Origin of the sequence: Campylobacter sp. JMF_11 EL3 (genome assembly GCF_027736965.1) — a bacterium.
Taxonomy (GTDB): Bacteria; Campylobacterota; Campylobacteria; order Campylobacterales; family Campylobacteraceae; genus Campylobacter_B.
Map to the genome: position 1 here is coordinate 56,042 of NZ_JAOVTJ010000004.1, position 23,975 is coordinate 80,016.

A 23,975-nucleotide genomic window follows, 5' to 3' on the forward strand; every position below is an offset into this window, starting at 1 on the left:
AGAATTTATGAAAATTTTGCCCAAATTTTTGATAATCCCATTTTTATTTAGCGCAAATTTCGCCCAAGATTTGGCGCAAATTAGCGTAACAATCGAGCCTGTGAGATATTTCGCGCAAAAAATCGCAGATGATGATTTTGTGATAAAAAGCGTCGTGGATAAGGGCGCCGATCCTCACACATACGAGCCCAAACCCGCCACAATGCGTGATATCGCAAAGAGCGTGGCGTATTTTGGGATAGGCACGGAGTTTGATGAGGTGTGGCTAAAAAGGTTTAGCGCAAACGCTAGCGGGGTGAAATTTTATGATTTAAGCGAAGGGATAGAGAAGATAAATTTCGAAAATTTGGGCGAAACGCACGAGGAAGTTGGCGAGCATGATACTCGCGCCGAAAAACACGAGGAGCAGGGCGACCACGCCGATCACGCCCACGACGGAGCCGATCCACACATTTGGCTAGATCCGATTTTGGTAAAACAAATTTCGCAAAATATCGCTAAAAATTTATGCGAACTAAATGGCGCAAACTGCGCTAAATACGAGCAAAATTTGGCTAAATTTGAAGCTGAATTAGACGAGCTTCACGCTTATGCCTTGCAAAATTTATCAAATTTATCTGGGGCGAAATTTATCATTTACCACCCCACGCTTGGGTATTTCGCGCGCAGGTATAATCTCACGCAAATTTCAGTCGAGCAAGGTGGGGGCGAGCCAAAACCGGCTGATTTGGCGGATTTGATAAAGCTAGCAAATGATGAAAAAGTCGGCGTGATTTTCACTAGCCCGCAGTTTGCAAGCAAGGCAGCGCAAATCCTAGCCACCCAAACAGGCGCAAAGCTCACACAAATCGATTTTTTAAGCTATGAGTGGCAAAGCGAGCTTAAAAAATTAATAGATGAAATCTCGGCTGCGGGGGCGCAAAAATGAGCGCCGTAAAGCTTAGCAACCTTTCGTTTTCTTACGAAAAGCGCCAAATTTTAAATTCGATAAATTTAGAGTATGAAATCAACGATTTTTTATCTATTTTTGGCCCTAATGGCAGTGGCAAAAGCACGCTTTTGCGCCTGATTTTGGGACTTTTAAGGCCAGATAGTGGCAAAATTGAGGTGCTTGGCAAATCCCCGGTTGCTGCTAGGAAGCAAATCGGCTATGTGCCCCAATTCATCGCTATTAACAAAAGTTTTCCAATCAGCGTGGCTGATGTGGTTTTAATGGGGCTAATAGATAAAAAAATTTTTGGATTTTACACTAAAAAAGATCGCCTAAAAGCCCTTGAAGCCTTGGAGCGAGTGGGTATGAGAGATCTTGGCGAGGCAAAAATCAGCGAGCTAAGTGGGGGGCAGAGACAGCGGGTCTATATCGCGCGCGCTCTGTGCGCAAACGCTAAAATTTTGCTTTTGGACGAACCTTTGGCTAGTATCGATACTATGGGGCAGGTGCAGATTTATGAACTGCTAAAAAGCCTAAATTCAGAGGGCACGGGCATTATTATGATTAGCCATGATCTAAATTTGGCGTTAAATTACGCAAATCGCGCTGTTTATGTCAGTGGTGGCTCGCTTCACATGCACAGCGTGCATCCGAGTGGGAGGGCGAAGTTTTTAAAACACCTGCGCGAGGAGCATGGGCATTTTTGCTCGGTCGAGCTTGCGCTAAATGATTGCCACTGCGGGGACGAGCATGAGTGAAATTTTGGCCTTGGAATTTATGCGAAATGCCCTAATAGGCGCACTTTTAGTCAGCGTGATTTGTGGCGTTATAGGTTCGCTGATCGTCATAAATAAAATGAGCTTCATCGCCGGTGGAATCGCGCACGGGGCGTATGGCGGGGTCGGTATGGCGATATATTTTGGATTTTCGCCACTTTTGGGCGCGAGCGTGTTTTCGCTACTTTTGGCTCTGATAATTGCATATATCACGGCTAGAAATAACGAACGATTTGACGCCATAATCGGCGCGATTTGGGCTTTTGGCATGGCTCTGGGGATTATTTTTGCTGACCTTGCGCCGGGTTATAAAAGCGATTTGATGAGCTTTTTGTTTGGCTCGATTTTGGCTATTGATAGCGCGACCTTGAATTTCACTCTCATTTGCGATGCTGTTTTTGTGCTGATTATAATCTGCTTTTATAGGCAGTTTTTGGCGATTAGCTTCGATAGGGAGTTTGCCACGCTTCGTGGGGTAAATACGAGCGTGTTTTATTATGTTTTGGTGATAATGGCGAGCTTTGCGATTGTGAGTGCGATCCAGATTGTAGGGCTGATACTAGTCATTTCGCTGATGACGATCCCACCATTTATCGCGGAGAAAATTTCAAAAAATTTAGGCATTATGATGATAAGTGCTGTGATAATTTCTGCGATTTTTTGCCTTAGCGGGTTAGCACTAAGCTATTTTTACAATCTCACAAGCGGTGCAGCGATAATTTTAATCGCTTCGGTCTGCTTTTTCGCCACTGCGCTTATTGCGAAATTTCGCGCTTAAAATCCCGCCAAGCTCGCTTAGTAAAATTCCGCCTAGTATCAAACCTGCGCCCGTGATTTGAAGCGAGCTTAACTTTTCGCCAAAAATGTATCCCAGCACGCCAGCGCCAAGTGGTTCGAGTGTGAAAATAAGCACCGTTTTAATCTCGCTGACGCCCTTTTCTTGGGCTAGTGTTTGGATAAAAAATGCAAAAACAGTGGCGAAAATCGAGGTTAAAATCAGGGCGAAAATAAAGTCAAATTTGAAGGAAAATGTCAAATTTCCGATTAAATTTATGGAATTTGCGAAATTTTCGTGCGGTGTGGAAATCGCGGCAAAAAGCGTGCAAACACTCACGCAAACAAACTGCATCACCACAAAGCCGTGCAGGTTGCACCTCCTAGCGCAAACGCCGGTAAATACGATGTGCAGGGCATACATAAAGGCAGAAATCAGCGTGAGTTGCTCGCCAAGGTTAAAGCCAACATTGCTAGCCCCACTTAGAAAAAACAGCCCCAAAAACGCAACCCCTGCGCCTAAAAAAGCGAAAATTCCGACACTTTTGCGAAAAAACGCATACATCATAAATGGTACCATAATGACATTAAGCCCCAAAATAAAGGCTACCGATGATGATAGAGTGTAGCGCAGGGCAAAGGTCTGGCAGGTAAAATCAAAAAATAGCATTAGCCCGCAAAAAATACCGAAAAATATGGTTTTTGTGTCGAATTTAGGCTTAAATTTCAGGCTTGCTAGATACATAAAAACGCTAGCGAGCAAAAATCTCCAAAACAAAAAGCTAAAAATATCAGCGTTTGCAGTGGCGCGCTGGACGGGGATAAATGTGCTACCCCAAATCAGCGCGACGCAAATTAGGGCAAGCTCCCAAATAAGGGTTGAATTTGGCTGGTTAAATTTAGAGCGCATAAGCTAGCGAATAGTTTTTAGTATATTAAACATCGCCTCTGTGCTGTTGCGAAATTCGCGTTCGTGAGCGACTAGTTTATCAAAGGCGTCGTTTAAAAACTCGCTTGTAAATTCGTTCGCAAAATCATCGCCGATCTCGCTTCCTGTGGCGTTTTTGTAGCTTTTGGCAAAGCTTGTGTCGCTGGCAAGGTTTTCGATATTTGGGCGCAAGGCGGCGTAAATTTCATTAAAGGCATTAACTCTCATATAATGCGCTAGGCTTAGCTCGCCACGCATTATGGCCTGCGTGGAGTTTTCGTCCATAGCTGAGATTTTGGTTTGCAAAATTTGCTTTAAATTTGGGATTGCAGGGGTTAGGCTTTGGGTTAGTGAGCGACGCATAGTGCGCGCAGCAGGGGAGTTTGGGCTCGTTTTTTTGGCGATGAAATTCGGCAAATCCAGCTCGTATTGCGTTATGCCTGATTTGGCGTATTCTCTCGCGGCGCGCTCGATGAGCGAAGAAAGAGAGCGTTTGAAATTTTCGCTGTCGCCGACATTGGCGCTTATCATCACATCTAGTCCCTTTACAGCGACTTCTTCCCAACTAGCCATTAAAAAAAATGGCGCGAAAATCAAAATAATTTTTTTAAGCAAAATTTGCCCCCATAAAAAATTTCGCTATTTTATGGCAAAAAATTTAATGTTTATTCAATACGATTTAAAATTTTAATCAAAAAGTGTCGGCTCTAAGGCTTTGAGGTGGTATGATTTGCGGTGAAATTCTGTGTAGCCAAATTTTTTAATCGCCTCGATATGGGCTTTTGCGCCGTATCCTTTGTTTTTTGCGAAGCCGTATTGTGGGTAAGCTTTTGCGATTTCTTTCATTTTGCGATCGCGCGTAACCTTCGCTAAAATCGAGGCTGCGCTTACCTCTGCGATTTTAGCATCGGCCCCCACCATAGTGCGAAATCCACTTGCGCCAAATTTGGAATTTCCGTCAAAAATAATGTCGAAATTTTGCTCCCCAAAGTGCGCCACAATCTCTTCAAGCGCGCTTTTTAAACACGCGCTAAGCCCCATTTCATCGACATCGGCGCTAGAAAATTCGACTATTTTAAAATTTGAGTTTTTAACGATTTTTTCAAATAGTTCTTCGCGTTTTTTTTCGCTTAGTTTTTTGCTGTCATTTAGCCCTGAAATTTGGGCATGCAAAACACAGCCTGCCACGCACAAAGGCCCTGCGATACAGCCTCTGCCAGCCTCGTCGATACCGCAAATCTCAGCCATTATCGCTTTTTCTCACAGCTGCTGTGTGGGTTAGGATATCGTGCAGACAGAGCCTGTCTTTGCGAAAAAAGCAGATTAATAACCCAATCATGCTAAATCCCGCCAAAATAAAGCACAAAAAGCGCAAAAACGCGCGAAAAAATGAAATTTTGCGCCCCGAGCGAAGATCAATAAGATAGATATTTGAAAATTTATAGCCAGGGCTTTGGGCTGATTTGGCGTAAAAAACCGCGCAGATTGCCCCGTAAGCTAGCCAGATTAGCGCGATTGCGATTTGGTTACTTTGAAAAGCCTCTTTCGAGCCCAAAACAAGGTAGGTCGTGATATAAAAAAGTGGCATTGCGATGAAAAACATATCGACGATAAAGGCCTTTACGCGTAAAAACACTGGCGCGATTACCGCTTTTTGCTTTGCCACTTAAATTTCCTTGAATAATTTGCATTTCGCGCGAAATTTAGTTTCCGCGCGAACCAGGTTTGATTGCCACGCTTCCGTTTTTGCAAAGCGGACAAGAGCTAGGCTCGTAAATTTCGAAGCTGAAATTTCCAAGCGTAAAAAGCGGTTTATCAAATGGAAGTTTGCAACTTTCATGGCGTGAGTTGCCTAAATTTGCCACTGCGCAAAATCCGCGGTTTGCAAGGGCCGCAAAAGCTACAACCTCGCCACCAAGGCTCTCGATGATTTTCGCACTCTCTAATGCTGAGCCTCCCGTAGTGATGATATCTTCGCAGATTACGAATTTTTCGCCCTTTTTGACTTCAAAACCGCGTCTTAGGCTCATAACCTTTTCGACGCGCTCAGTGAAAATAAAGCGTTTGCCTGCTTGCTTGGCTAGCTCGTAACCAGCCAAAATTCCGCCAAGTGCTGGCGAGCAGACGCTATCATAGCTAATGCCAGCATCTTTTATGACGCCCGCTAGCTGGCTTGCTAACTCCCCAGCTAGGGCAGGGTTTTCTAAAACTTTTGCGCTTTGGAGGTAGTATTCAGAGTGGTTTCCGCTACTGAGCAAAAAATGCCCGTGCAAATACGCGCCGTTTTCTTTGTAAATTTTTTCGATTTCCATTATCAAACCTTCAATAACTCTGCCTCTTTGGCTTTTACGGTTTCATCGATTTTGGCTGAGTAGTTATCGGTGATTTTTTGCACTTCATCGTAGCCTTTTTTAGCGTCATCTTCGCTAATAGCTTTGTCTTTTTCTAGTTTTTTAACCTCGTCGTTCGCGTCTTTTCTGATATTTCTAATGCTGATTTTTGCCTTTTCGCCCATTGCTTTGGCTTTTTTGGCGTTTTCTTGTCTTTGTTCTACCGTCATCGGTGGAAAAAACAGCTTCACAGCCTCGCCGTCGTTGTTCGGATTTACGCCGATATTTGCCGCTGCAATCGCGCTTTCAATCGTTTTTAGCATTGGTTTTTCCCAAGGCGTGATTGTGATTGTAACAGCGTCTGTCGCTAAAACGGTAGCGACTTGATTGAGTGGAGTTTGGCTTCCGTAGTAATCAACCGTAATGTGGTCTAGGATATTTATATTTACCTTGCCGGTGCGAAGTGTCCCAAAGTCCTTTTTAAGGGCTTCAATAGCTTTGTCGCAGTGCGATTTCTGGTCTTTATAAATAGAGTCTAACATTAAAATCCTTTTAAGAAAAATTTGTGAATTGTAGCGTAAAAAAAATAAGAGTTGCATTTAAAAATGCGAAATTTGACATTTTTAAATGCAAAAATTTAGAATTATTTTGATTGATTTTGATCGCTTAGAGTTTTGAGAGCCTCTGTGGCGTTGCCCTCGATTGCTGCGCCAAGCTCGCTAGCTTTTTGTTCGATTTTTTCGCTAGCTTGTGAGATATTGTTTTCTACGCCCTCTATGCTTTGTTTCACGGTTTCTACTGCCGCGCTAGCGTTGTTTTCAACTGCTTCTGAAATTTTTTCTGCTCCACTTTGCAAAGCATTAGCTGCGTTATCAAACGAAGGTTTTATATTTAAGCTATTTGCCTTTGGTGCGCTTGGCACGGCTGGAACGGCGTTTTTAGGCGCTTCGCTTTGTTTTTGTTCTACTTTGACGCGGTCGATTACTGATGATTTTGCGTCTTGTTGATAAAAATATGCCAAAGCAAGAGTGTTTGCCACAAATAAAATTCCCATAAACGCTGTAAATTTAGCCAAAAATCCAGCAGGTCCCTTTGCGCCAAATAGGCTTTCGTTGCTTCCGCTATATGCGCCAAGACCGATAGATGAGCTTTTTTGTAACAACACGGCGATTGTTATTACGATAGCAAAAATTACTTGTAAAACCAAAAATAAAGTAGTCACAATATTAACCTTTGAAAAAAATTGAATTTGGCATTATAATGAAAAAAATATAAATTTTAAGTTAAGGGCGCCAAATTTGCGCCCTAAATTTTAATCCCTGTTTGCAAAACCAAGGATATTTAGAAGTGACATAAAAAGGTTGTAGATATTTAGATACATACCCACAGCTGCCATGATTGGCGAAGTATAGACGCCGTTGATGATGTTTTTAGTATCATAAATGATATAAAACGAAAACAAAAGTGCGCTAAAACCAGAAATTCCTAGGCTCACAAGTGAACTTTTGAAGAAAAAGTAGTTCAAAAATCCGATGATAATCACTGCAATTAGCGAGATAAATAGCGGTTTGCCCCAGCCATCGACATTGACTTTTGAGTTCATGGCATACACAGTAAGTGCGCCAAATGCAACCGCAGTAGCCACGAAAGCTTGCGTTACCACGCCACCCATACCAGCACCGATATAAAGCGATAAAACCTTACCTAGTGTAAGACCTGTGATAAATGTAAAGGCAAAAAGCAAAACCAATGCAAGGCTGTTAGCTCCGCGATTGACGGCGAATTGCATTGCAAAAATCAAACCAACCAACAAAATAAAACTTAGCAACGGATTTAGCCCCATTGATACGCCTGTGCTCATCGCTACATACGCACCAGCGGCGGCTGCGACCATAGAAGCTGTTAAAAGAGCATAAGTTTCTTTGATGAGTTTGCTAACTCTGCCTTGCTCTAATGGCGCATCGTAGCTCGCGTCGTATTCGCTAGTAAGATGATTTCTATCGTAAAGACTCATTTTCTCTCCTTTTTTTAATTTTGGGTAGGGAGTTTAGCAAAATTTTACCAAATATATAATAAATAGCTAAAATTTTTTCTATTTAAAAAAGCAATATATAATCAGCCGTTTTTAAAAAGGAGAGAATTTTGGCTGAACAATTAATCAATGGTGCAATTAAATTTATGGAAGAAAACTACGCCGAGCACGCCGAGCTTTTTAGCTCTTTGGCAAATACGCAGACCCCGCACACGCTTTTTATCGGGTGTTCGGATTCGCGCGTAGTGCCAGGGCTCATAACTTCGACAAAACCGGGAGAAATGTTTGTAGTGCGAAATATCGCAAATATCGTCCCGCCATATCGCGTTAGTGATGATTTCGTCGCTACCACAGCGGCTATCGAATACGCGCTGTATGCCTTAGGGATCAAACAAATCATCATTTGCGGACACAGTAATTGTGGCGGTTGCGCGGCGCTGTTTTATGACGAGGCAAAACTACAAAAAACCCCAAATGTGAAAAAATGGATAAATTTGATGTCTGGGGTAAAAGATCAAATTTCAAAGCACTGCGCCAACGATAAAGCTAAAAGAGAGTGGCTGGCCGAACGCCTAAATATCGTAAATTCGATACGAAATCTGCTAACCTACCCAAATGTCAAAGAGGGTTATATGGCAGGAGAGATTAAAATTTTTGGCTGGCACTATATCATCGAAACGGGCGAAATTTTCAACTACGACCCGCACAATGACCATTTTGCGCTATTAAACAAGGATTATGACTATGAAAAAATTTCTCATCAGCTTTTTGATTAGTGCGCTTTGCCTAAATTTTATTTTCGCAGAAGCGAATAAAAGCGAAGCAAACCTAACCGAGCAAAATTCGAGCCAAAGCGCAGTTCCTGCGCCAAATTTAGAAGAGAAAAAAAAGGAAGTCGAAGAGTTTTTGAGCGAGGTTTCAGGGGCCGATGCGAACAAAAGCGAAGTCTATGATATAATCGTAAATAAGGTCGCACAAAACGAACTTAACGCAAACGAAACAAACGGCGCAAATTCCTTTTATCGCGTGGTAAATGAGATCAAAGAGATAAATAAAAAAATCCTCGCTATCTCGCCAAAAGGCGAAGCCAACGCCACAGATAGCTCGCTAAAAACTCTCAAAGAAAACAAAGCAAGGCTTTTAGAGAGCGTTCCTATGGCGATTACGAATAATACGCTAAGCAGGGAAGGGCTTTTAAAATACGCTGAGATTAAGAAAAATATCGAGGATACGCTGGCGAAATTTGCGAAAAAGCAAAATTCGATTGAATATGTAAGCGCAGCGGTCAGTGCCGATAGAATGGCGCTTGGGGATATTTTTTATCAAGAAATTTTAAAACTTGATAATCTTTTTGTAAATGGTGCGAGCAAAGATGAGCTAAAAATGAGCTTAGAGGACGCGCTTAGCAGGATTTCGGAGTATTCGCTAGATAAAACTTCCAAGCTAAAAGAAGCCCTAAAATCGCAAGAAGATGCCGAAAATTTCGTGGCTAAATTTAGCGAGCTTAAAAATGATAAAGCAACTTACGAGGAAATTTTATCCTATCTGCACTCAAATGCCGATTTGCTCGCGTCTAGCGTGATTTTTACTAGCCTAAATTTCAAATCCGCAATCGATAGCATAAATGAAATTTCCCCTATCAAAGATAGACGCATAAATTTCGGCAAAATCGTGTTAATTAGCGCGATAATGCTCTTTTTCTACTCGCTTCGCAGGGTGTTAGCAAATTTGATTTATTTCGTCTTTAAAATCATCAATCGCTCCACAGCCATTGATAAAGAAACCATAAAAGAGCAGGTCGTAGCCACGATAAAACGCCCGCTTGGCGTGCTTTTGATAGCGTATTCGATAGATATTTCGCTGGTGATATTTTTCTATCCAGCCCCTGTGCCGATAAGGTTCGCAAGTATTTTGTCGATAATCTATGTCATTTTGTGGGCGTGGGTCATCATAGAAATCATCGACGGATACGGCATAATCGTGCTAGGAAATATCGCTAAAAAGGGCGTTAGAAAAGATGTTATAAATTTGGTTATCAAAATTTTATATATCATCGTCGTCATAATCGCGCTCTTACTTATCCTAAAACGGCTAGGTTTTGATGTCAGCGCGATACTAGCCTCGCTTGGAATCGGAGGTTTGGCGATTGCGTTTGCGACCAAGGATATTATCGCAAATTTCTTCCAATCAATCATGCTTTTGTTTGATAATTCCTTCTCGCAAGGCGATCATGTCGTAGTGGGCGACATAGAGGGCACGGTCGTGGAGACTGGGTTTAGGAAAACCACGATTAGAACCTTTGATAATGCCCTTGTTTTCGTGCCAAATGCAAACATTATGGCGCAAAATATCAAAAACTGGAACCGCCGCAAGGTCGGCCGCCATATCAATATCATCGTGGGCGTAACATACTCTGCCAGATCAGAACAGCTTAGAAAGTGTATCGAAGATATCAAAGAAATGCTAAAAGCGCACCCTAGGATTGCTCAATCTGGCGATAGTGCGACAAATTCGCGCGATTTTCGTATGCGCTCGCGCCAAAACATGGTCTCAATCGACGATCTAGCGGGCTATAAAAGCACGATGAATGTGGTGCTTGATAGCTTCGGCGATAGTTCTGTTAATATCTTGGTGTATTGTTTCACAAAAACCGTTATGAGAGATGATTATTTGCAGATTAAAGAGGATATTTTGTTTAAAATCATGCAGATTGTCGAGAACAACGGGCTAGAATTTGCCTTCCCGTCGCAGAGTTTGTATGTTGAAAAATTACCAAAATTTGATTATGATAACCCGAAATTTAGTGAAGGAGGAGAAGATGAGAGAGTTTGACGAAGACTTCGAAGAATACGAGGATTTAGACGATTACGATGAGGATATAATCGAGGGCGAAGAGGGCTATAACTACGCTTATGACGAGGACGATTATAGCTACGATGATGGCGAGGGGCTAAACTACAACAACATCGACGGAGATGATTACTAATGAGAAAAATCGCTTTAATTTGCGCGTTTTGCGCCTGTGTTTTTGGCGTGGAATTTACGCCGATGAAGGTCGCGCCCCAAAAGGCAGAACAAATCATGCAAGATTTGCATAAATCGCTCGAAGCTTGCAAGGACGGCGCGCGCATAAAGGCTTTGAGCAAGGAGCTTGAAAAGGCGCTATTTCCGCTAGAAGATATGGATTTTTCGCACGAATACGACCCCGCCCAAATCGACGAACTTCGCAGGATCGATCGCGAAAACAAGGCATTTTTGACCAAATTTGCGATAACTTCTAGTTGCAAACTAGCGGATTTGTAAATTTGAAATCTCTAAATTCGCTAGAATTTAGAGATTTTGTTATACATTTTTAAAATTTCTTATTGAATTTGGAGCATAAATGGAAAAACAAATTGATTGGCTTGATGAAAAATTAAGCGACAATTCTATTTTTGAAATCGAGAGAGAGAGAGAGGGTAGCTGGCTTCGATTATGATGCGCTTAGAATTCGGTTAAGCGGTGAGCTAGAAATAGCAATAACTGAATTAAACGAACTAAAAGATAAACTATCACAAGGTGATAGTGCAAAGTTGCTTGAACTTTGTAAAGAAAATGCAATCAATACAATCACTTCACAATTTGGACTTGCTAGTCTTGTAATATCCAGCAAAGACGGCGGTAGCGTAACAACAACCCATAATTTCAAACAAGGTATAACGGCAAACGACGAAGATAGAAAAAAATACGAAGAATGGGAAAACAATAAAGAAAAGATATGGAGCAAAAAAGGTAAAGGTTTGCGAAAAGATAGGGGTTACGATAATGGTTTAGATAAAATGAAAAACGAACTATTTGCAAATAACGATACGATTGATTGCGAGTATGGAAGCGGTAAAATTTCGAGAAACGATACAAATATCGACCATATTGTCTCAGCTCACGAAATAGAATTTGACCCAGCACTAAATTTATATATGACACCAGAGCAAAGAGCCAAAATAGCTACAAACAAGATAAATCTAGCTGCCGTAAAAAATAGCCCAAATCAGTCAAAAGGCAATAAAAAAATGAAAGATTGGATAAAACAAAAACGAAATGATGACGGCAAAACAAACGCGGAACACTTTGGCTTGGATGAAAAGGTTGCACTCGAAAAAGATAAAGAGGCTCGTAAATTCGTAAATATGGAAAAATTCAAAGCCCAAGTCAAAAAAGACGGAAAAGAACTTGCTATAACAGGTGGAAAAGATGCTGTTAAAATGGCTGTGTATTCTGCGTTTGCACTCATACTTAGGGAATTTATCGAAGCTACAATCGATGAAATAAAAATAACGCTTAAAAATTTTGGCGATGAGAGTTTTTCTGAAATTTCGAAGCGTTTCAAAACTCGTCTTGGCGAAATTTGGGAAAATATCAAAGCTAAATGGAAAGATATACTAAAAGGCTCGCTTGAAGGTGCTGTAACGGCATTTTTTTCAAATTTGCTAGTCTTTGCAATCAATCTCGTTACCACAACGCTCAAAAAAATAGTCAGCATAATTAGAGCCGGTTTTGTTTCACTAGTTCAGGCTATTAAAATGATAGTAAATCCGCCAGAAAATGTAGATAAAGACGATGTTTATTATGAAGCTTTTAAAATTTTGATTACAGGCATTATAGGCGGGGCTTCGCTTGGGCTTTCTGCTGGGATCGACTCGCTTTTAGCGAGTGTGCCGGGGCTAAACGCCATAATGGCTCTGCCTTTGCCATTTTCGGAGCATGGCACGGTAGGTAGTGCCCTTTCGGTAACAATAAGTGCATTACTTGGCGGACTTTTAACTACTATCGTGCTTTATTATATGGATAAATTTCGCTCAAACGCTAAACAATCAAAACTCAAATTTCAGTTAATGGCAAAAAGTGGTGAAGTGGTTCAGCTTAGCATAGCACAAAGCTGGTTTGTATTAGGCGATGGGTATAAGACACTAATAACAAGTGCTACACAAACAACAGAATTACTACACGCAGTTGATACCAAAACAAATGAAGATATGCTAGAAATAGATAAAGCAATACAAAGTGATTTTGCTCGAATAAATGATATGCGAACAAATTTAAAAAATAAACTTAAAAATTTAAAAGGAGAATAAATGAACGATTTAATTCCAAATTTGGATAACTACAAAAATTTGCAACCTAACGATACAAGGTTGGCTGAATTTAAAAATAAGGCACAAGAAGCATTTGCTCAAATTGCCTTAAAAATCGAAGAAGCCACCGACGCAATAAAGTATGCGAAAGAACTTTCGAGAGAAGCTGAAAATACTAAAAATAGTAGTTGGTATAATCCTTTTTCTTGGGGAAACGATGATAAAAAAATGAATTTAACAGCCAAAGGACTTTCTCAAACAAACGAGGCAGTAGCACGATTAAATGAAATACAACAAAGTAGTCTTAAATTAATACAAGGTTCGATTACTTATACTAAATTTTCTGTTGGCTATATGGCACATATAATTGCAAATCGCTCAGTAGAAATAAAGGGAAAAGTTACAACTCTTAGCAACGAAACAACCAAAGTTATGGAAGGAATTTACAATGACGCACAAGAATTTGTGAATAACTTAATGGTGCAACATACTCAACTAGAAGAACAAAAAGAAAAAATAAATATAAATGCTACAAATATCGCTAAAAATTCAAAACGCCTTGATGAAAAAGATATGCTTGATGATAAACAAAGTAAAGATATAAGAGCAAATGCCATAAATATCAGCTCAAATAAAACAAGACTTGATGAAAAAGATAGCCTAGACACCGAACAAAGCAGGCAAATAGCCAAGCTCGAAAGCGAAATGTCTAAGCTTAAAAACAATGGTTTGATAAGCATAGTTTCGTTAATTGTTTCAGTTTTAGCTCTTGGTATTGCAATTTTTATGCTTCTAGGCGGTAAAATTTAAAGTTTTAGTTTGATTGAAAAAATTTAAATTTCCAAATTTAGCCTAATTTTTAAAAATTTTATTTTTTTCAAACCTTACCACCTTGGGATTTGCAAAATTTTTACCACAGAATTTGCGCTTAAATTTTGCTCTGCGATTAGAAGGGCAGAATTTGGGCCAAAATTATTCAAAATCGCGCTAGATCCTTGCTTTTTACCCGCAGTAGAGATAAAAATTTGCCCATTTTGGACGCTGATATCGCCAAGAGCAAACTCCAAAAACGGCGATTTTTTCGCATAATCGTTGCTTAAAATCGCGCTACTCTCACACCCGTCATCAAGCCCAAATTTCGCGCTCAAAAACGCGCGCAAAAACAAAAACCCAGTCACAATGCTAGAAAGCGGAAATCCAGGCAGCGCGAAGATAAATTTCTCGCCAAATTTGGCGATTTTGACATGGCGACCCGGTTTTATGGCGACTTTATCGACTAGGATTTCGAAATTCTCCCTCACCAAAGCCTTCATAAAATCATAATCCCCCATGCTCACTCCGCCACTGGTGATTACGATATCAGCGCGCGAGAGTGCGCCAAAGAGCGCGCTTTTTAGGGCGTCTTTATCGTCGCTGATGATTTGCTCGCTCACCACTTCAAACCCCATTGCACGCGCCAAATTTAAAAGCGCGAAGTTGTTTGAGCTATAAATTTGCGCCTCGTTTTCTAAGCTCTCGCCCGGGCGTTTGATTTCGCTTCCAGTAGCGATTATAGCGACTTTTGGGCGCGCAAACACTGCCACGCTAGCCATGCCTAGCTCAGCCAAAAGCGCAATGCTTGCAAAATTTAGCCGTGAGTTTGCGCTTAATAAAACCTCGCCCTTTTCGTAGCTCTCGCCGATTTTTCGCACGGCAAAGCCAGCAGGCACTGGTTTATTGATTATGATTTCATTGCCGCAGACGCTGACATTTTCCACAGGCGCGAGAGTATCCGCGCCCCTCGCCATAATCGCGCCTGTGAAGGTTTTGACGCACTCGCCAGATTTTGGGGCAGACATTGGCATGCTTCCAGCAGGGGTTTGCGAAACGACCTTAAATCTCGCCCCGCACGCCAAATTTGCGCTATTTAGCGCGTATCCGTCCATGGAGGCGGTAGGGCGCTCTGGCTTGGCAAATGGCGCGCGAATTTCATCGGCTAAAATTCTCCCCAAAGCCTCGTTTAGGGGCAAAATTTCGCTCTTTTTCTCAGGCGCGACGCTGGCTTTAAACCTCGCAATCGCGCTTTGCAAACTCTCAAACTGCATCGGTGGCTCCTAGCAAATTTTTAATCTCTTCTGTGCTTATGATTTTTGAGTTGTATTTGACGACGAAATTCTCGCCGTTTTCGTAAATTTCGACAATCCCAGCCTGCCCGCTAATGGCGCTAAAATCGAAATTTAGCGCTTTATCAAAATATAAATTTTTAAAAATTTTCGGATTTGGCAGGGCTAAAATCATCGCAAACCACACCGCCCCAAGCACTGCCACGACTAGCCCGATACCCAAAATACCGACCCAGCCATACGCCACTCCGCCACACACGCCCCCGATAAAACTGCCAAAAAACCCAAACGAAGTGAAAATTCCAAGTGCTTCGCCGCGGTTTGCGGTTTTGGCGAATTTCGACGCGAGGCTCTGCATAATGGGCTCGTGCGCGTTAAATCCGGCGAAAAATACAATCACGCCAAAAATAAAAAAATAAGGGTTGTTTGCAAAAGCAAAAATCAAATACGAAACAATAAAAAATAAAATTCCAAGAAGCAAAATTTGCTTTGAAAGTCCGAGTTTTTCGCCCATTGCGCCACTTGCGCCCATAGCCAAAAAGCCAAAAATCATAGCTACGCCATAGACTTTGATAAATTCGTCTTGCGCGAAGCCAAATTTAGAGTGAAGCATTATGGGGATTAGGAAAAATGCGGTCGTCATAAAGGCTTTTTGGAAAAAATTGCTTAAATTTAGCAAGGATAAATTTTTATCTCGCAAAAGCGCGAGTGAGGATTTTTTGGGCATTTTGGAGCGAATTTTGGGTTCAGCTGGCACGAGAGAAAATAGCAAAATCAGGCAAAAAATCGTCAAAATGACACTTAGCCAAAAAAGGCTTGCCAGTCCAAATTTCGCGCTCAAAACCGGGCTTAAAATCATCGCCGCGCCAAAGGCACAGCCTATCATCGCACCCATTATCGCCATTGCCTTGCCTCTGTTTTCTTCTGTGGTAAAGTCGCTAATCAGCGCCGTAGCCACAGCTCCGATAGCCCCACAACCCTGCACAAATCGCCCTAAAATCATAGTGTAAATGTCGCTAGCAAAGGCGCAAATCACAGATCCTGCAATAAAAATCACAAGGCCGATTGCGATAGTGTTTTTGCGCCCGATTTTATCGCTAAGCGCGCCAAATGGGGTCTGCAAGAGCATTTGCATGATCGCATACACGCCGATTAAAACGCCGACTAGTTTTTCATCAGCACCGCGAAGCTCCAAAGCATAGTAGCTAAGCACCGGAAGCAGGATAAAAAGCCCAAAAAAGCGGGTCGCTGCGATAAAACTAAGTGGCAAAATTGTATTTAACATCGAAAGCCTTAAAGATTATTTTTGTCCGTGATTGTAGCTAAAATTTTGTCAAATTTGGATAAAATAAGCGTTTTTACGCAAGGATTTGATATGAAAATTTTAGTAGCCACTGGCAACAAAGATAAGCTTAACGAGATTAGAGAATTTTTCAAAAATGACGAAATTTACGGGCTTGGCGAGGTTTTAGAGCCTTTTGAAATCATTGAAGACGGCAAGAGTTTCAAAGAAAATGCGCTGATAAAGGTGCGCGCGGTCTATGAGAGGCTACTAGCGCGAAATCTGCACCGCGAATATCTCGTGATGAGCGATGATAGCGGGATTTGCGTGGATATTTTAGGTGGCGCGCCTGGGATTTATTCGGCCAGATTTAGTGGCGAGGGCGCGACGGACGCTAGCAACCGCGCGAAACTAGCCAGCGAGCTAATCGCGCGTGGCGTGCGTAGCTCGGGCGCACACTATGTGGCTGCAATCGCGCTGAAATCGCACTTTGGTGAATACTGCACGCACGGATTTATGCACGGCGAAGTGATTTGCGAAGAGCGCGGGGAAAATGGGTTTGGGTATGATTTTATGTTTATTCCGCGTCGCTACGAAGAGCTTGGAGAGGGCGATTTGGGCAAAACCATAGGCGAGCTTCCAGCACGCATCAAGGGTGAAATTTCGCACCGCTCACGAGGTTTGGGACTGATGAAAATTTTGATAAACTCTTTTAAAAACATCTGATTTATAAAATTTAAAATTTCAGTATCACAGATACTGACCGAGATTTTATAAAAGGATTAAATTTGGAAAACAGAAATTTCAAAAACGATATTTTTATTAAAAATAAGAATTTGAGGGATTATGATAAGGAGCCGATTGAACTATACGATTATGAAGTTTTACATAATGCCGCCATTTTGCTTGTCCCATTTTTATTTGGCGTTTCTATACCAACAAATATCAATGCAATATTTGATAACGAAGATATTATTGATATAATTTTCGTAAATGCAATAATATTTGGTATGGTATTGTTGATTTTTCTTGCTATATTTATATTTAATAAACCTTCTAAGAATAAAATTTTAATAAAAAATTCCGTTGTTGAATTTTATGAAAAAACTATTTTTTTTAATAATTCAGAATTAAAAAGAATTGTGGAATTAAAAGATATTAAAGAAAATATTTATAAGCCTTTTACTGTTTATTCTATACGCAATGAAAATTATAAAGTAAAATTTGGTATTTTTGCTATATGTGCTCTGATTATGTCTATTAGTATGTCTTTTTTGTGGTTTTTAGGATTTTTAATATTTGGTTTGTTTGGCTTTATATTGGCAAATTTTATTCTTTATATAATCATTGGTAAAAAAGGTGATAGATTTTTTACAATCTTTCCAAAAATAGCACTATCTGAGCCATATTTTATACCGTATAGTGCTGGTAATTTTTTACCACAATACTATTCTTTAATAATTTGTAACCGCAGTAAATATAGCGAAGTTAAAGAGTATTTTTTAAATTTATACAACATAAACATTGATAATGTTGAAAAAATCTATTTTTAAAGGAGATTGCTATGAGTAATTCAAGCAAAAGAGTGTCAAAAGCAGAAGTTGAGCTAAACAAAGCAGAAGCTAGACTTTTAACAAAGAAAAACTTTGAGTTTTTGTGTTGTGTCGCTTGCAAATTCGCCATAAATAAAATTCTTTCTAAATTTTAAATTTTTAAGCTAAATTTCATTGACAAAATTTTAAAAATTATATATAATCAAGTTTCCTTTTTCAATCCACATCATTTATCGGAGCGTAGCGCAGTCTGGTAGCGCATCTGGTTTGGGACCAGAGGGTCGAAGGTTCGAATCCTTTCGCTCCGACCATTGTGGTGAGTTTAGCTCAGTTGGTTAGAGCATCAGATTGTGGTCCTGAGGGTCGTGGGTTCGATTCCCACAATTCACCCCACTTTCGCGCTCGTAGCTCAATTGGATAGAGCAACAGACTTCGGATCTGTAGGTTGAAGGTTCGACTCCTTTCGGGCGTACCACTGATTTGTTTTTTATGCGCTCATAGCTCAGCTGGATAGAGCAACGGCCTTCTAAGCCGTAGGCCTCAGGTTCGAATCCTGATGGGCGTACCATTTAAGCTAGCATTAAGAGCTTTTGGCTATAATGCGCTTTCTTTTTTGCGGATGTGGTGAAATTGGCAGACACGCCAGACTTAGGATCTGGTGCTTTACGGCGTGAAGGTTCAAGTCCTTTCATCCGCACCATTTAATACTCGTTCCGGATTAGCTCAGCGGTAGAGTAGGCGGCTGTTAACCGCTTGGTCGCTGGTTCGAATCCAGCATCCGGAGCCACTTTTTCTTATGAAATCCCCATTTTATCGTAGTTTGTGAAGTTTAAGGGAACGATTGACCCCTAATTTGACCCTTTTAAAAAATTTATTTCCGCTCACGCATAATATTATTAAAATTTGCATTTAAATTTAGATAAGAAAAAAATTTGAAATATTTGAAATTAAGGCTCGATTAAATGGTGGTCCCGATTGGACTCGAACCAACGACTTCCACCATGTCAAGGTGACACTCTACCAACTGAGTTACGGGGCCAAAAATAAGAGTTTGCATTATAGCAAAAAAAGCTAATATAAAATTTAAAAAATGTAAAATTTAATCAAATTTGCCAAATTTTTTAAATTTTGCGCCAAATTTTGCGCCAAATTTCCCAAATTTAGCGCAAAAGTTCATTTGCATACGCTCGCACGCTTCGGTCGATTTCGATTAGAGCGTGCGCGTCTGGGGTGTTTGGCGAGTGAAATTTCTCCACGGATTTTAGCACCACGCGCGAAATATCGCTAAATCTCGCCCGCCCTTCTAAAAACGCATAAACGCCAACTTCGTTTGCCGCATTTATCACTACGCCAAAATTCGGATTATCCAAAAGCGCGTCTTTGAGCCCAAAAATAGGGTATTTGAGTGTATCGATTGGAGCGAATTTAATCGGTTTTAAATCCAGCAAATTTACAGGTTTGACGATTTGCTCGCTAATCGCGCCCTCTAAAACCGCATGCGCTATGGCTAGGCGCATGTCAGTCTCGCTAATGTGCGCTGTGGTCGAGCCGTCGATGAACTCGACTAGGGCGTGGATTTGCGATGTGCGCTCGATCACGGCGTCGATATTTTTCGTGCCGTATAGCCAAAACGCCTCGATTACCTCGAAAAGCTTGTTTGCCATGCTCGCGCTATCAATTGTAATTTTTGCGCCCATTTGCCAGTTTGGGTGCCTTAGCGCGTCTTTGGCGCTCACACTTCCAAGCTCGGTTAGTGGCGTATCGTAAAACGCCCCTCCGCTGGCTGTTATGATGAGCCTAGAAATAGGGGTTTTTGCGTTTTGGATTAGAAATTTTAGCCCGAAATGCTCGCTGTCAATGGCGTGAATTTTTGAAATTTCAAGGAATTTCCCGCCCACGACTAGGCTTTCTTTATTTGCTAGGCATAGCGTTTTGCCAAGTTCTTGCGTTTTTAGGCTAGGGAGCATGCCAGCAAAGCCCACTAGGGCATTTACGACGGTGCTAGATTTGCACTCTTCGAGCATTGCCAAAATCCCCTCCATACCGACAAAAACCTTGTCGTGTTTGACGGCTGATTTTAGGCTTTCTTCGCCGATAGCGACGAATTTAGGGTGAAATTTAGCAATCTGCTCGTTTAGCAAACTCACATTTTTCCCGCACGCCAAAGCCTCGATCAAAATTCCCTTTTTGTGCGCGATATCTAGGGTGTTTGTGCCAATCGAGCCAGTGGAGCCTAGCACTACCATGAATACACGACCACCATAGCCACTGCGCCAAACATATACCCGTCAATGCGGTCTAGCACGCCGCCGTGTCCTGGGAATAAACTGCCGCTGTCTTTGACGCCTGCGCTTCGTTTGAGATAGCTTTCAAACAGATCGCCAAAAATGCCAAAAATCACGATAACTAGGGTCTTGCATAAAATTTCAAGCGGCGGCAAGTTTGTGAAAATGCGCGCGTAAATGAAGCTTGTGATAAAGGCAAAAATAATTCCGCCTATGATGCCTTCAATGGTTTTGTTTGGCGAGCTAGGGCTAAATGGGGTTTTGCCAAAGCTTTTACCAGCGAAATACGCACCGCTATCGCAGGCGATTATGGTGATGATAAGCCAGACGAAGTGGAAAATCCCCAAATCATCATAAACCGCCCACATTAGGCAAATCGGAGCGAAAGGGTAGATAAAAGGCAGGATAATTTTCGCGTTTTCAAGCTTTTTAAAAGCCACAATCGAAGCAGCCACGACTACTGAGGCGATACAGACTTTAACCGCGCTGATAAATGGCTCGTCGTCTTGGGCAAACGGAATTAGCGCGAAAAATGCGAGCGCAAGGGCTAGCCATTTGAGGCTGACATTTTTTAGTCCATAGAGCTTGTAGCTCTCCAAAAGCCCTATGCTAAGCATTATGGCAAATACGAAAAAGTTGATAAATCTGCTATTTATCAGGATTAAAACAGAAAAAACAGCAAGCAAAATTCCGCCAGTTACTAGTCTTTGTTTCATAAAATTTCCTTAGATTTGATTTCGCGAGATTATATAAAATTTCGCCTTATCACGGCTTTAAAACGCCGATAGTTTTATAATCCACATAATGCACAAACGAGCCTTTCACGGGGCTTACATTTAGGCGTTTGGTGTAATCAACGAGGTAGTTTCCAGCCTCTTTGACGCTAAAATTTACGCAAATTTTAGCAGCAAATTTCGCTATTTCTTCGCTTAAATTTTGTTTGTTAGTTTGGACGATGACATGCGCGCTAGCGCGATCTTTTAAATGGAACCAAAAGTCGTTTTTGGCGCTGTTTTTTAGCAAGAATTCGTTGCCTTTTTCATTTTTGCCCACGCTGATTTTAAACTCGCCGATATAAAAGCTCTGCACAAATTCTGCGTTTTTTTCCTTCAAATTCGCGCTAATTCGCTTTTTGGGGAGCAAAATTTCAAGTTCTTCGACGCTTTTTGCGTTTGCGATTAAATTTTTCAAATTTTCGTAAAATTCGATTTTTTCGTTTAAATTTGCGATTTGGATATGCGAATTTGCGGCTTTTTGGCGCAATTTTTTTGCTTCGTTAAAAAATTCGTTCATTGCGATTTTTGGCGGATTTTCTAGGCGAAATTCCACGCTTTCGCCGTTTTTATCGTTTAGGCAAAATTCTCTTTGCCAGTCGCTTAAATTATACAAATTCGCCGATAATACCTGCCCGAGATTTGCCAAATTTTCGGCTTTTGCTAAAAGTTCGCTCTCTTTTGGCACGGCATTTAAATTTGCATGCAAAATTTCGATTTTTTTATCAATTTGGGTTAATTTTGAATTTCGAATTTGGGCTAAATTTGCCAGATTTAGTTTTTCAAACTCGCCCACGAAAAATTTATCGAAATTCTCTATTTTTTCTACATCTTTTTCTTTGATTTTATATGGCGGAAGTTGCGCTAAAATCCGCCCCACGCGCACGCTTCGCACATCGTTATCTAGGTGCCTGAGCGCTTCTAGGATTACTCCGTTTTCATCGGTGATGATGACATTTGTAAATCGCCCTGTAAATTCGAAGTATAAATTTGTGATAAACGCCTTGTAGCTGGCTTTGAGTTCGGTTTTGATATGCAAAATTCTATTATTTTCCACTACGCAAATTTGCAAAATTTTCGATTTTACGAGCCGTTTAGCCAAAACTCCGTCAAAGGGCGCTTTGTAAATTTTATTTTCCACGAAAGAGCCGTTTTTATGGATATTGCACGCGGTTTTATTCATATCAAAAAACAGCTCATAGCTATCAAAGCTAAGCTTAAAAAGATTATCGCCGACGCGCTTTATGTGGCTTAGAGTTTTGAAATTTTGCAAAAATTCGCAAATTTGGATTAGGTGTTGGTATTTCATAAACGCTATTTTAGCAAAAAAATTTAGCAAAAATTTTAAATTCCATTTTTACTTTAAAAAAAATGATATACTTTGGGTTTATTTTTAAGGAGAGATTATGAAATTTAAAATTTTAGTGCCGTTAGCATTATCGGCGTTTGTGTTAAGTGGTTGTTTGCAAGGGCTAGGACGCGATACTTACATTGTCGTGCCTTCAAACGAAGCCAGTCCGCACTCTATCGATAAAATGCTAAATTTGCCACAAAACATCACATTTGAAAAGCAATCTTACGCGCTAGGACACAAAAGCTCCATGAACGCCGAATATTTTTTAGATGGCGAAAGGGGCTTTGGCTGGACGAAGCTGATTACAATTTCGTATGGGCATGGCGTGTATGATATGGAGCGTTGGCTCAGCGCCATGGAACATGAGTTAGAAAAACAAAAAAGCTCTGGCGCAAAAAATGAGTATAAATTCGAAAAATTGAGCGAGAAAAAGGCGATTTCTACCGAAATTTTCTACCCTACAAATAATCCAAATTTAAACAAATTTGAAGCAAATTTGAAAATTTATGAAATCAAAGATTGCGGGGCTGTAAATGTGCATTATGCGATGAATTTCGACAAAGATACGCCGATAGATACTGTGCGAAAGCAAATACAGAGCAAAAAGGCAAATTTTTTGAAAAACTATCCTAAAATCGAGTGCGCGTATGATCTTAGCATAAAAAGTTCGAAGCTAAATCACCCACAAAGCCTAGAATATATGCAAACAAACTTTGAGAAATTCAAAGAATATCCACGAGTTTATGGCTCGGATACTAGCGCGGTTACTTACTTTTCAGCCCAAAATCCTACATACGGGCAAATCGATGTGCTTTTTAGCGAAGGTTTAAAGAAAAAAGATTTTGATAAATTTTTAAGCGACACCAAAAAAGATATTGCGAAATTCGATAAAAAACACGAAGCAAAAATTGAAAAACTAGCCGAAAATAAGGCGCTTCAAACCATGCTTTGGTATCCAAATCAACGCAGGGGCGAAAAAGATTATGAGATGAATTTTGCTATCATCGAACTAAAATCTTGCGGTATGACTCAAACTATCTATAAACAAAGATTATTAGCTAGCAGCGGCAGCGAAGATGAGGTAAAAAATCTCTTTGGCAAAACCAAAACTTATTTTCTGGCAAATTATCCAAAACTTAGTTGCAAATAAATTCATTGCCGAATTTGGGTAAAATTCGGCAAATTTGGTTGTCTCTGATTTTTACACTTAAAATTTCTCTTTGTGAATTTTGCTAAATTCTAGCTTTTCTAGTTCGTGTGGAGCGGGCGTGGAGATTAGATTTCCAAGCGATAAAATCGCTAAGGCCCTGTAATTTCCCTTAAAACCCAAAATTTCGCGCAGGTATTCCTCACTGCTCGCGCCATTTTGCGCCTCGCGCAGTCTGCATTGTATCCAGCAGCTTCCCACGCCTAGCGCGCTCGCGCACAGGTGCATGTAGGCCATAGCGATAGAGGCGTCCTCGATCCAGACATCTTGCACGCTCTCATCGGCGATTACGACCACAGCGGCATTTGCGCCTTTTAGCATATCGGCTGCGCCCGTGCGCGCAAGGCTTAGTTTGGCGAGGTTTGCTTTATCTTTGACTACGATAAACTCCCAAGATTTCCTTGCATGTCCGCTAGGGCTCAGCAAACCAGCCTTTAAGATTGTGTCTAAAATTTCGTCGCTAATCTCGCCAGGAGCGTATTTTCGCACACTGCGCCTGGCTTTTAAAATCTCTAAAATTTTCATGATTTTTCCTTT

26 protein-coding genes, 7 tRNA genes and 1 pseudogene are annotated in these 23,975 nt (G+C 41.0%); 19 read left to right on the forward strand and 15 right to left on the reverse strand.

What is annotated here, in order from left to right; all coding sequences use genetic code 11:
* The first annotated feature begins 7 nt into the window (after positions 1–7).
* The 3 genes from OFN67_RS06330 to OFN67_RS06340 are packed head-to-tail and all read left to right on the forward strand — an operon-like array spanning position 8 to position 2,485.
* Positions 8–928 carry a metal ABC transporter solute-binding protein, Zn/Mn family gene (locus OFN67_RS06330; RefSeq protein WP_270868624.1) on the forward strand — a complete coding sequence of 307 codons (921 nt, stop codon included), beginning with the start codon at positions 8–10 and terminating at the stop codon, positions 926–928.
* Positions 925–1,689, forward strand: coding sequence for a metal ABC transporter ATP-binding protein (locus OFN67_RS06335; protein ID WP_270858657.1), 765 nt, complete (start codon positions 925–927; stop codon positions 1,687–1,689). Before OFN67_RS06330 ends, OFN67_RS06335 begins: the two co-directional genes overlap by 4 nt.
* A complete protein-coding gene (locus OFN67_RS06340) occupies positions 1,682–2,485 on the forward strand; it encodes a metal ABC transporter permease (RefSeq protein ID WP_270865688.1) in 804 nt (267 codons plus the stop codon). The genes OFN67_RS06335 and OFN67_RS06340 overlap by 8 nt, the downstream gene beginning before the upstream one ends.
* Here the strand turns inward: OFN67_RS06340 and OFN67_RS06345 are convergent.
* From OFN67_RS06345 to OFN67_RS06380, 8 genes and pseudogenes are all read right to left on the reverse strand, one after another.
* Positions 2,429–3,391 carry a DMT family transporter gene (locus tag OFN67_RS06345; protein ID WP_270868623.1) on the reverse strand — a complete coding sequence of 321 codons (963 nt, stop codon included), beginning with the start codon at positions 3,389–3,391 and terminating at the stop codon, positions 2,429–2,431. The two genes, OFN67_RS06340 and OFN67_RS06345, sit on opposite strands and share 57 nt — an antisense overlap.
* A 3-nt stretch (positions 3,392–3,394) precedes the next feature.
* Positions 3,395–4,024: a DUF4197 family protein gene (locus OFN67_RS06350; protein ID WP_270865686.1), complete on the reverse strand. Its 630-nt coding sequence runs from the start codon at positions 4,022–4,024 to the stop codon at positions 3,395–3,397.
* A 72-nt stretch (positions 4,025–4,096) separates the two neighbouring features.
* Positions 4,097–4,657, reverse strand: coding sequence for a ribonuclease HII (locus OFN67_RS06355; RefSeq protein WP_270868622.1), 561 nt, complete (start codon positions 4,655–4,657; stop codon positions 4,097–4,099).
* Positions 4,650–5,075, reverse strand: coding sequence for an RDD family protein (locus OFN67_RS06360; protein WP_270858662.1), 426 nt, complete (start codon positions 5,073–5,075; stop codon positions 4,650–4,652). The genes OFN67_RS06355 and OFN67_RS06360 overlap by 8 nt, the downstream gene beginning before the upstream one ends.
* Before the next feature lie 37 nt (positions 5,076–5,112).
* Positions 5,113–5,721 carry an orotate phosphoribosyltransferase gene (gene pyrE / locus OFN67_RS06365; RefSeq protein ID WP_270868621.1) on the reverse strand — a complete coding sequence of 203 codons (609 nt, stop codon included), beginning with the start codon at positions 5,719–5,721 and terminating at the stop codon, positions 5,113–5,115.
* A 2-nt stretch (positions 5,722–5,723) separates the two neighbouring features.
* On the reverse strand, positions 5,724–6,281 hold the full coding sequence (gene frr, locus OFN67_RS06370) for a ribosome recycling factor (RefSeq protein WP_270858664.1): 558 nt from the start codon (positions 6,279–6,281) through the stop codon (positions 5,724–5,726).
* A 359-nt stretch (positions 6,282–6,640) separates the two neighbouring features.
* A pseudogene (secG, locus tag OFN67_RS06375) lies at positions 6,641–6,961 on the reverse strand (preprotein translocase subunit SecG); the annotation flags it as partial.
* A gap of 90 nt (positions 6,962–7,051) precedes the next feature.
* Positions 7,052–7,753, reverse strand: a complete 702-nt coding sequence (locus tag OFN67_RS06380) for a Bax inhibitor-1/YccA family protein (RefSeq protein WP_270868620.1) — start codon at positions 7,751–7,753, stop codon at positions 7,052–7,054.
* Between the two features lie 164 nt (positions 7,754–7,917).
* On the opposite strand from OFN67_RS06380, the gene OFN67_RS06385 reads away from it, so the two are divergent.
* The 6 genes from OFN67_RS06385 (at position 7,918) to OFN67_RS06410 (ending at position 13,692) form a co-directional block, all read left to right on the forward strand.
* Entirely contained in the window at positions 7,918–8,547 is a 630-nt protein-coding gene (locus tag OFN67_RS06385) for a carbonic anhydrase (protein WP_270868662.1), read from the forward strand.
* Entirely contained in the window at positions 8,516–10,603 is a 2,088-nt protein-coding gene (locus OFN67_RS06390; RefSeq protein ID WP_270868619.1) for a mechanosensitive ion channel family protein, read from the forward strand. The genes OFN67_RS06385 and OFN67_RS06390 overlap by 32 nt, the downstream gene beginning before the upstream one ends.
* Entirely contained in the window at positions 10,590–10,757 is a 168-nt protein-coding gene (locus OFN67_RS06395) for a hypothetical protein (RefSeq protein WP_270858667.1), read from the forward strand. Before OFN67_RS06390 ends, OFN67_RS06395 begins: the two co-directional genes overlap by 14 nt.
* Entirely contained in the window at positions 10,757–11,074 is a 318-nt protein-coding gene (locus OFN67_RS06400) for a hypothetical protein (protein WP_270868618.1), read from the forward strand. The genes OFN67_RS06395 and OFN67_RS06400 overlap by 1 nt, the downstream gene beginning before the upstream one ends.
* Before the next feature lie 131 nt (positions 11,075–11,205).
* On the forward strand, positions 11,206–12,882 hold the full coding sequence (locus tag OFN67_RS06405) for a hypothetical protein (RefSeq protein WP_270873993.1): 1,677 nt from the start codon (positions 11,206–11,208) through the stop codon (positions 12,880–12,882).
* Entirely contained in the window at positions 12,883–13,692 is an 810-nt protein-coding gene (locus tag OFN67_RS06410; RefSeq protein WP_270868616.1) for a hypothetical protein, read from the forward strand.
* A gap of 74 nt (positions 13,693–13,766) precedes the next feature.
* Here the strand turns inward: OFN67_RS06410 and OFN67_RS06415 are convergent, their stop codons facing one another.
* Complete coding sequence (locus OFN67_RS06415) at positions 13,767–14,966, reverse strand: molybdopterin molybdotransferase MoeA (protein ID WP_270868615.1); 1,200 nt, start codon at positions 14,964–14,966, stop codon at positions 13,767–13,769.
* Positions 14,956–16,269, reverse strand: a complete 1,314-nt coding sequence (locus OFN67_RS06420; protein WP_270868614.1) for an MFS transporter — start codon at positions 16,267–16,269, stop codon at positions 14,956–14,958. Before OFN67_RS06420 ends, OFN67_RS06415 begins: the two co-directional genes overlap by 11 nt.
* A gap of 90 nt (positions 16,270–16,359) precedes the next feature.
* On the opposite strand from OFN67_RS06420, the gene OFN67_RS06425 reads away from it, so the two are divergent.
* From OFN67_RS06425 to OFN67_RS06465, 9 genes are all read left to right on the forward strand, one after another.
* Positions 16,360–16,992 carry a non-canonical purine NTP pyrophosphatase gene (locus tag OFN67_RS06425; RefSeq protein ID WP_270868613.1) on the forward strand — a complete coding sequence of 211 codons (633 nt, stop codon included), beginning with the start codon at positions 16,360–16,362 and terminating at the stop codon, positions 16,990–16,992.
* Positions 16,993–17,054: 62 nt separating this feature from the next.
* Positions 17,055–17,819, forward strand: coding sequence for a hypothetical protein (locus OFN67_RS06430; protein WP_270868612.1), 765 nt, complete (start codon positions 17,055–17,057; stop codon positions 17,817–17,819).
* Positions 17,820–17,830: 11 nt separating this feature from the next.
* A complete protein-coding gene (locus tag OFN67_RS06435) occupies positions 17,831–17,974 on the forward strand; it encodes a hypothetical protein (protein ID WP_270868611.1) in 144 nt (47 codons plus the stop codon).
* 79 nt (positions 17,975–18,053) lie between these two features.
* Positions 18,054–18,130, forward strand: a tRNA-Pro gene (locus OFN67_RS06440).
* 5 nt (positions 18,131–18,135) lie between these two features.
* Positions 18,136–18,212: transfer RNA gene (locus tag OFN67_RS06445), tRNA-His, on the forward strand.
* A gap of 5 nt (positions 18,213–18,217) precedes the next feature.
* Positions 18,218–18,294: transfer RNA gene (locus tag OFN67_RS06450), tRNA-Arg, on the forward strand.
* Between the two features lie 16 nt (positions 18,295–18,310).
* Positions 18,311–18,387 (forward strand) — tRNA-Arg (locus OFN67_RS06455).
* Positions 18,388–18,434: 47 nt separating this feature from the next.
* Positions 18,435–18,519: transfer RNA gene (locus tag OFN67_RS06460), tRNA-Leu, on the forward strand.
* Positions 18,520–18,531: 12 nt separating this feature from the next.
* Positions 18,532–18,606: transfer RNA gene (locus OFN67_RS06465), tRNA-Asn, on the forward strand.
* 176 nt (positions 18,607–18,782) lie between these two features.
* On the opposite strand, the gene OFN67_RS06470 is transcribed toward OFN67_RS06465, so the two are convergent.
* The 4 genes from OFN67_RS06470 to OFN67_RS06485 all read right to left on the reverse strand — a co-directional run bounded on the left by OFN67_RS06470 (position 18,783) and on the right by OFN67_RS06485 (position 22,186).
* Positions 18,783–18,858, reverse strand: a tRNA-Val gene (locus tag OFN67_RS06470).
* Between the two features lie 121 nt (positions 18,859–18,979).
* On the reverse strand, positions 18,980–20,065 hold the full coding sequence (gene dxr, locus OFN67_RS06475; RefSeq protein ID WP_270868610.1) for a 1-deoxy-D-xylulose-5-phosphate reductoisomerase: 1,086 nt from the start codon (positions 20,063–20,065) through the stop codon (positions 18,980–18,982).
* A complete protein-coding gene (locus OFN67_RS06480) occupies positions 20,059–20,820 on the reverse strand; it encodes a phosphatidate cytidylyltransferase (protein ID WP_270858675.1) in 762 nt (253 codons plus the stop codon). The genes dxr and OFN67_RS06480 overlap by 7 nt, the downstream gene beginning before the upstream one ends.
* Before the next feature lie 49 nt (positions 20,821–20,869).
* The gene (locus OFN67_RS06485; RefSeq protein ID WP_270868609.1) at positions 20,870–22,186 is read right to left on the reverse strand and encodes an NFACT RNA binding domain-containing protein; all 1,317 of its coding nucleotides are present in this window, start codon (positions 22,184–22,186) and stop codon (positions 20,870–20,872) included.
* A 97-nt stretch (positions 22,187–22,283) separates the two neighbouring features.
* Between OFN67_RS06485 and OFN67_RS06490 the strand changes: the two genes are divergently transcribed.
* Complete coding sequence (locus tag OFN67_RS06490) at positions 22,284–23,381, forward strand: hypothetical protein (protein ID WP_270868608.1); 1,098 nt, start codon at positions 22,284–22,286, stop codon at positions 23,379–23,381.
* Positions 23,382–23,438: 57 nt separating this feature from the next.
* On the opposite strand, the gene OFN67_RS06495 is transcribed toward OFN67_RS06490, so the two are convergent.
* Positions 23,439–23,963: a nitroreductase family protein gene (locus OFN67_RS06495; protein ID WP_270868607.1), complete on the reverse strand. Its 525-nt coding sequence runs from the start codon at positions 23,961–23,963 to the stop codon at positions 23,439–23,441.
* Positions 23,964–23,975 lie beyond the last annotated feature (12 nt).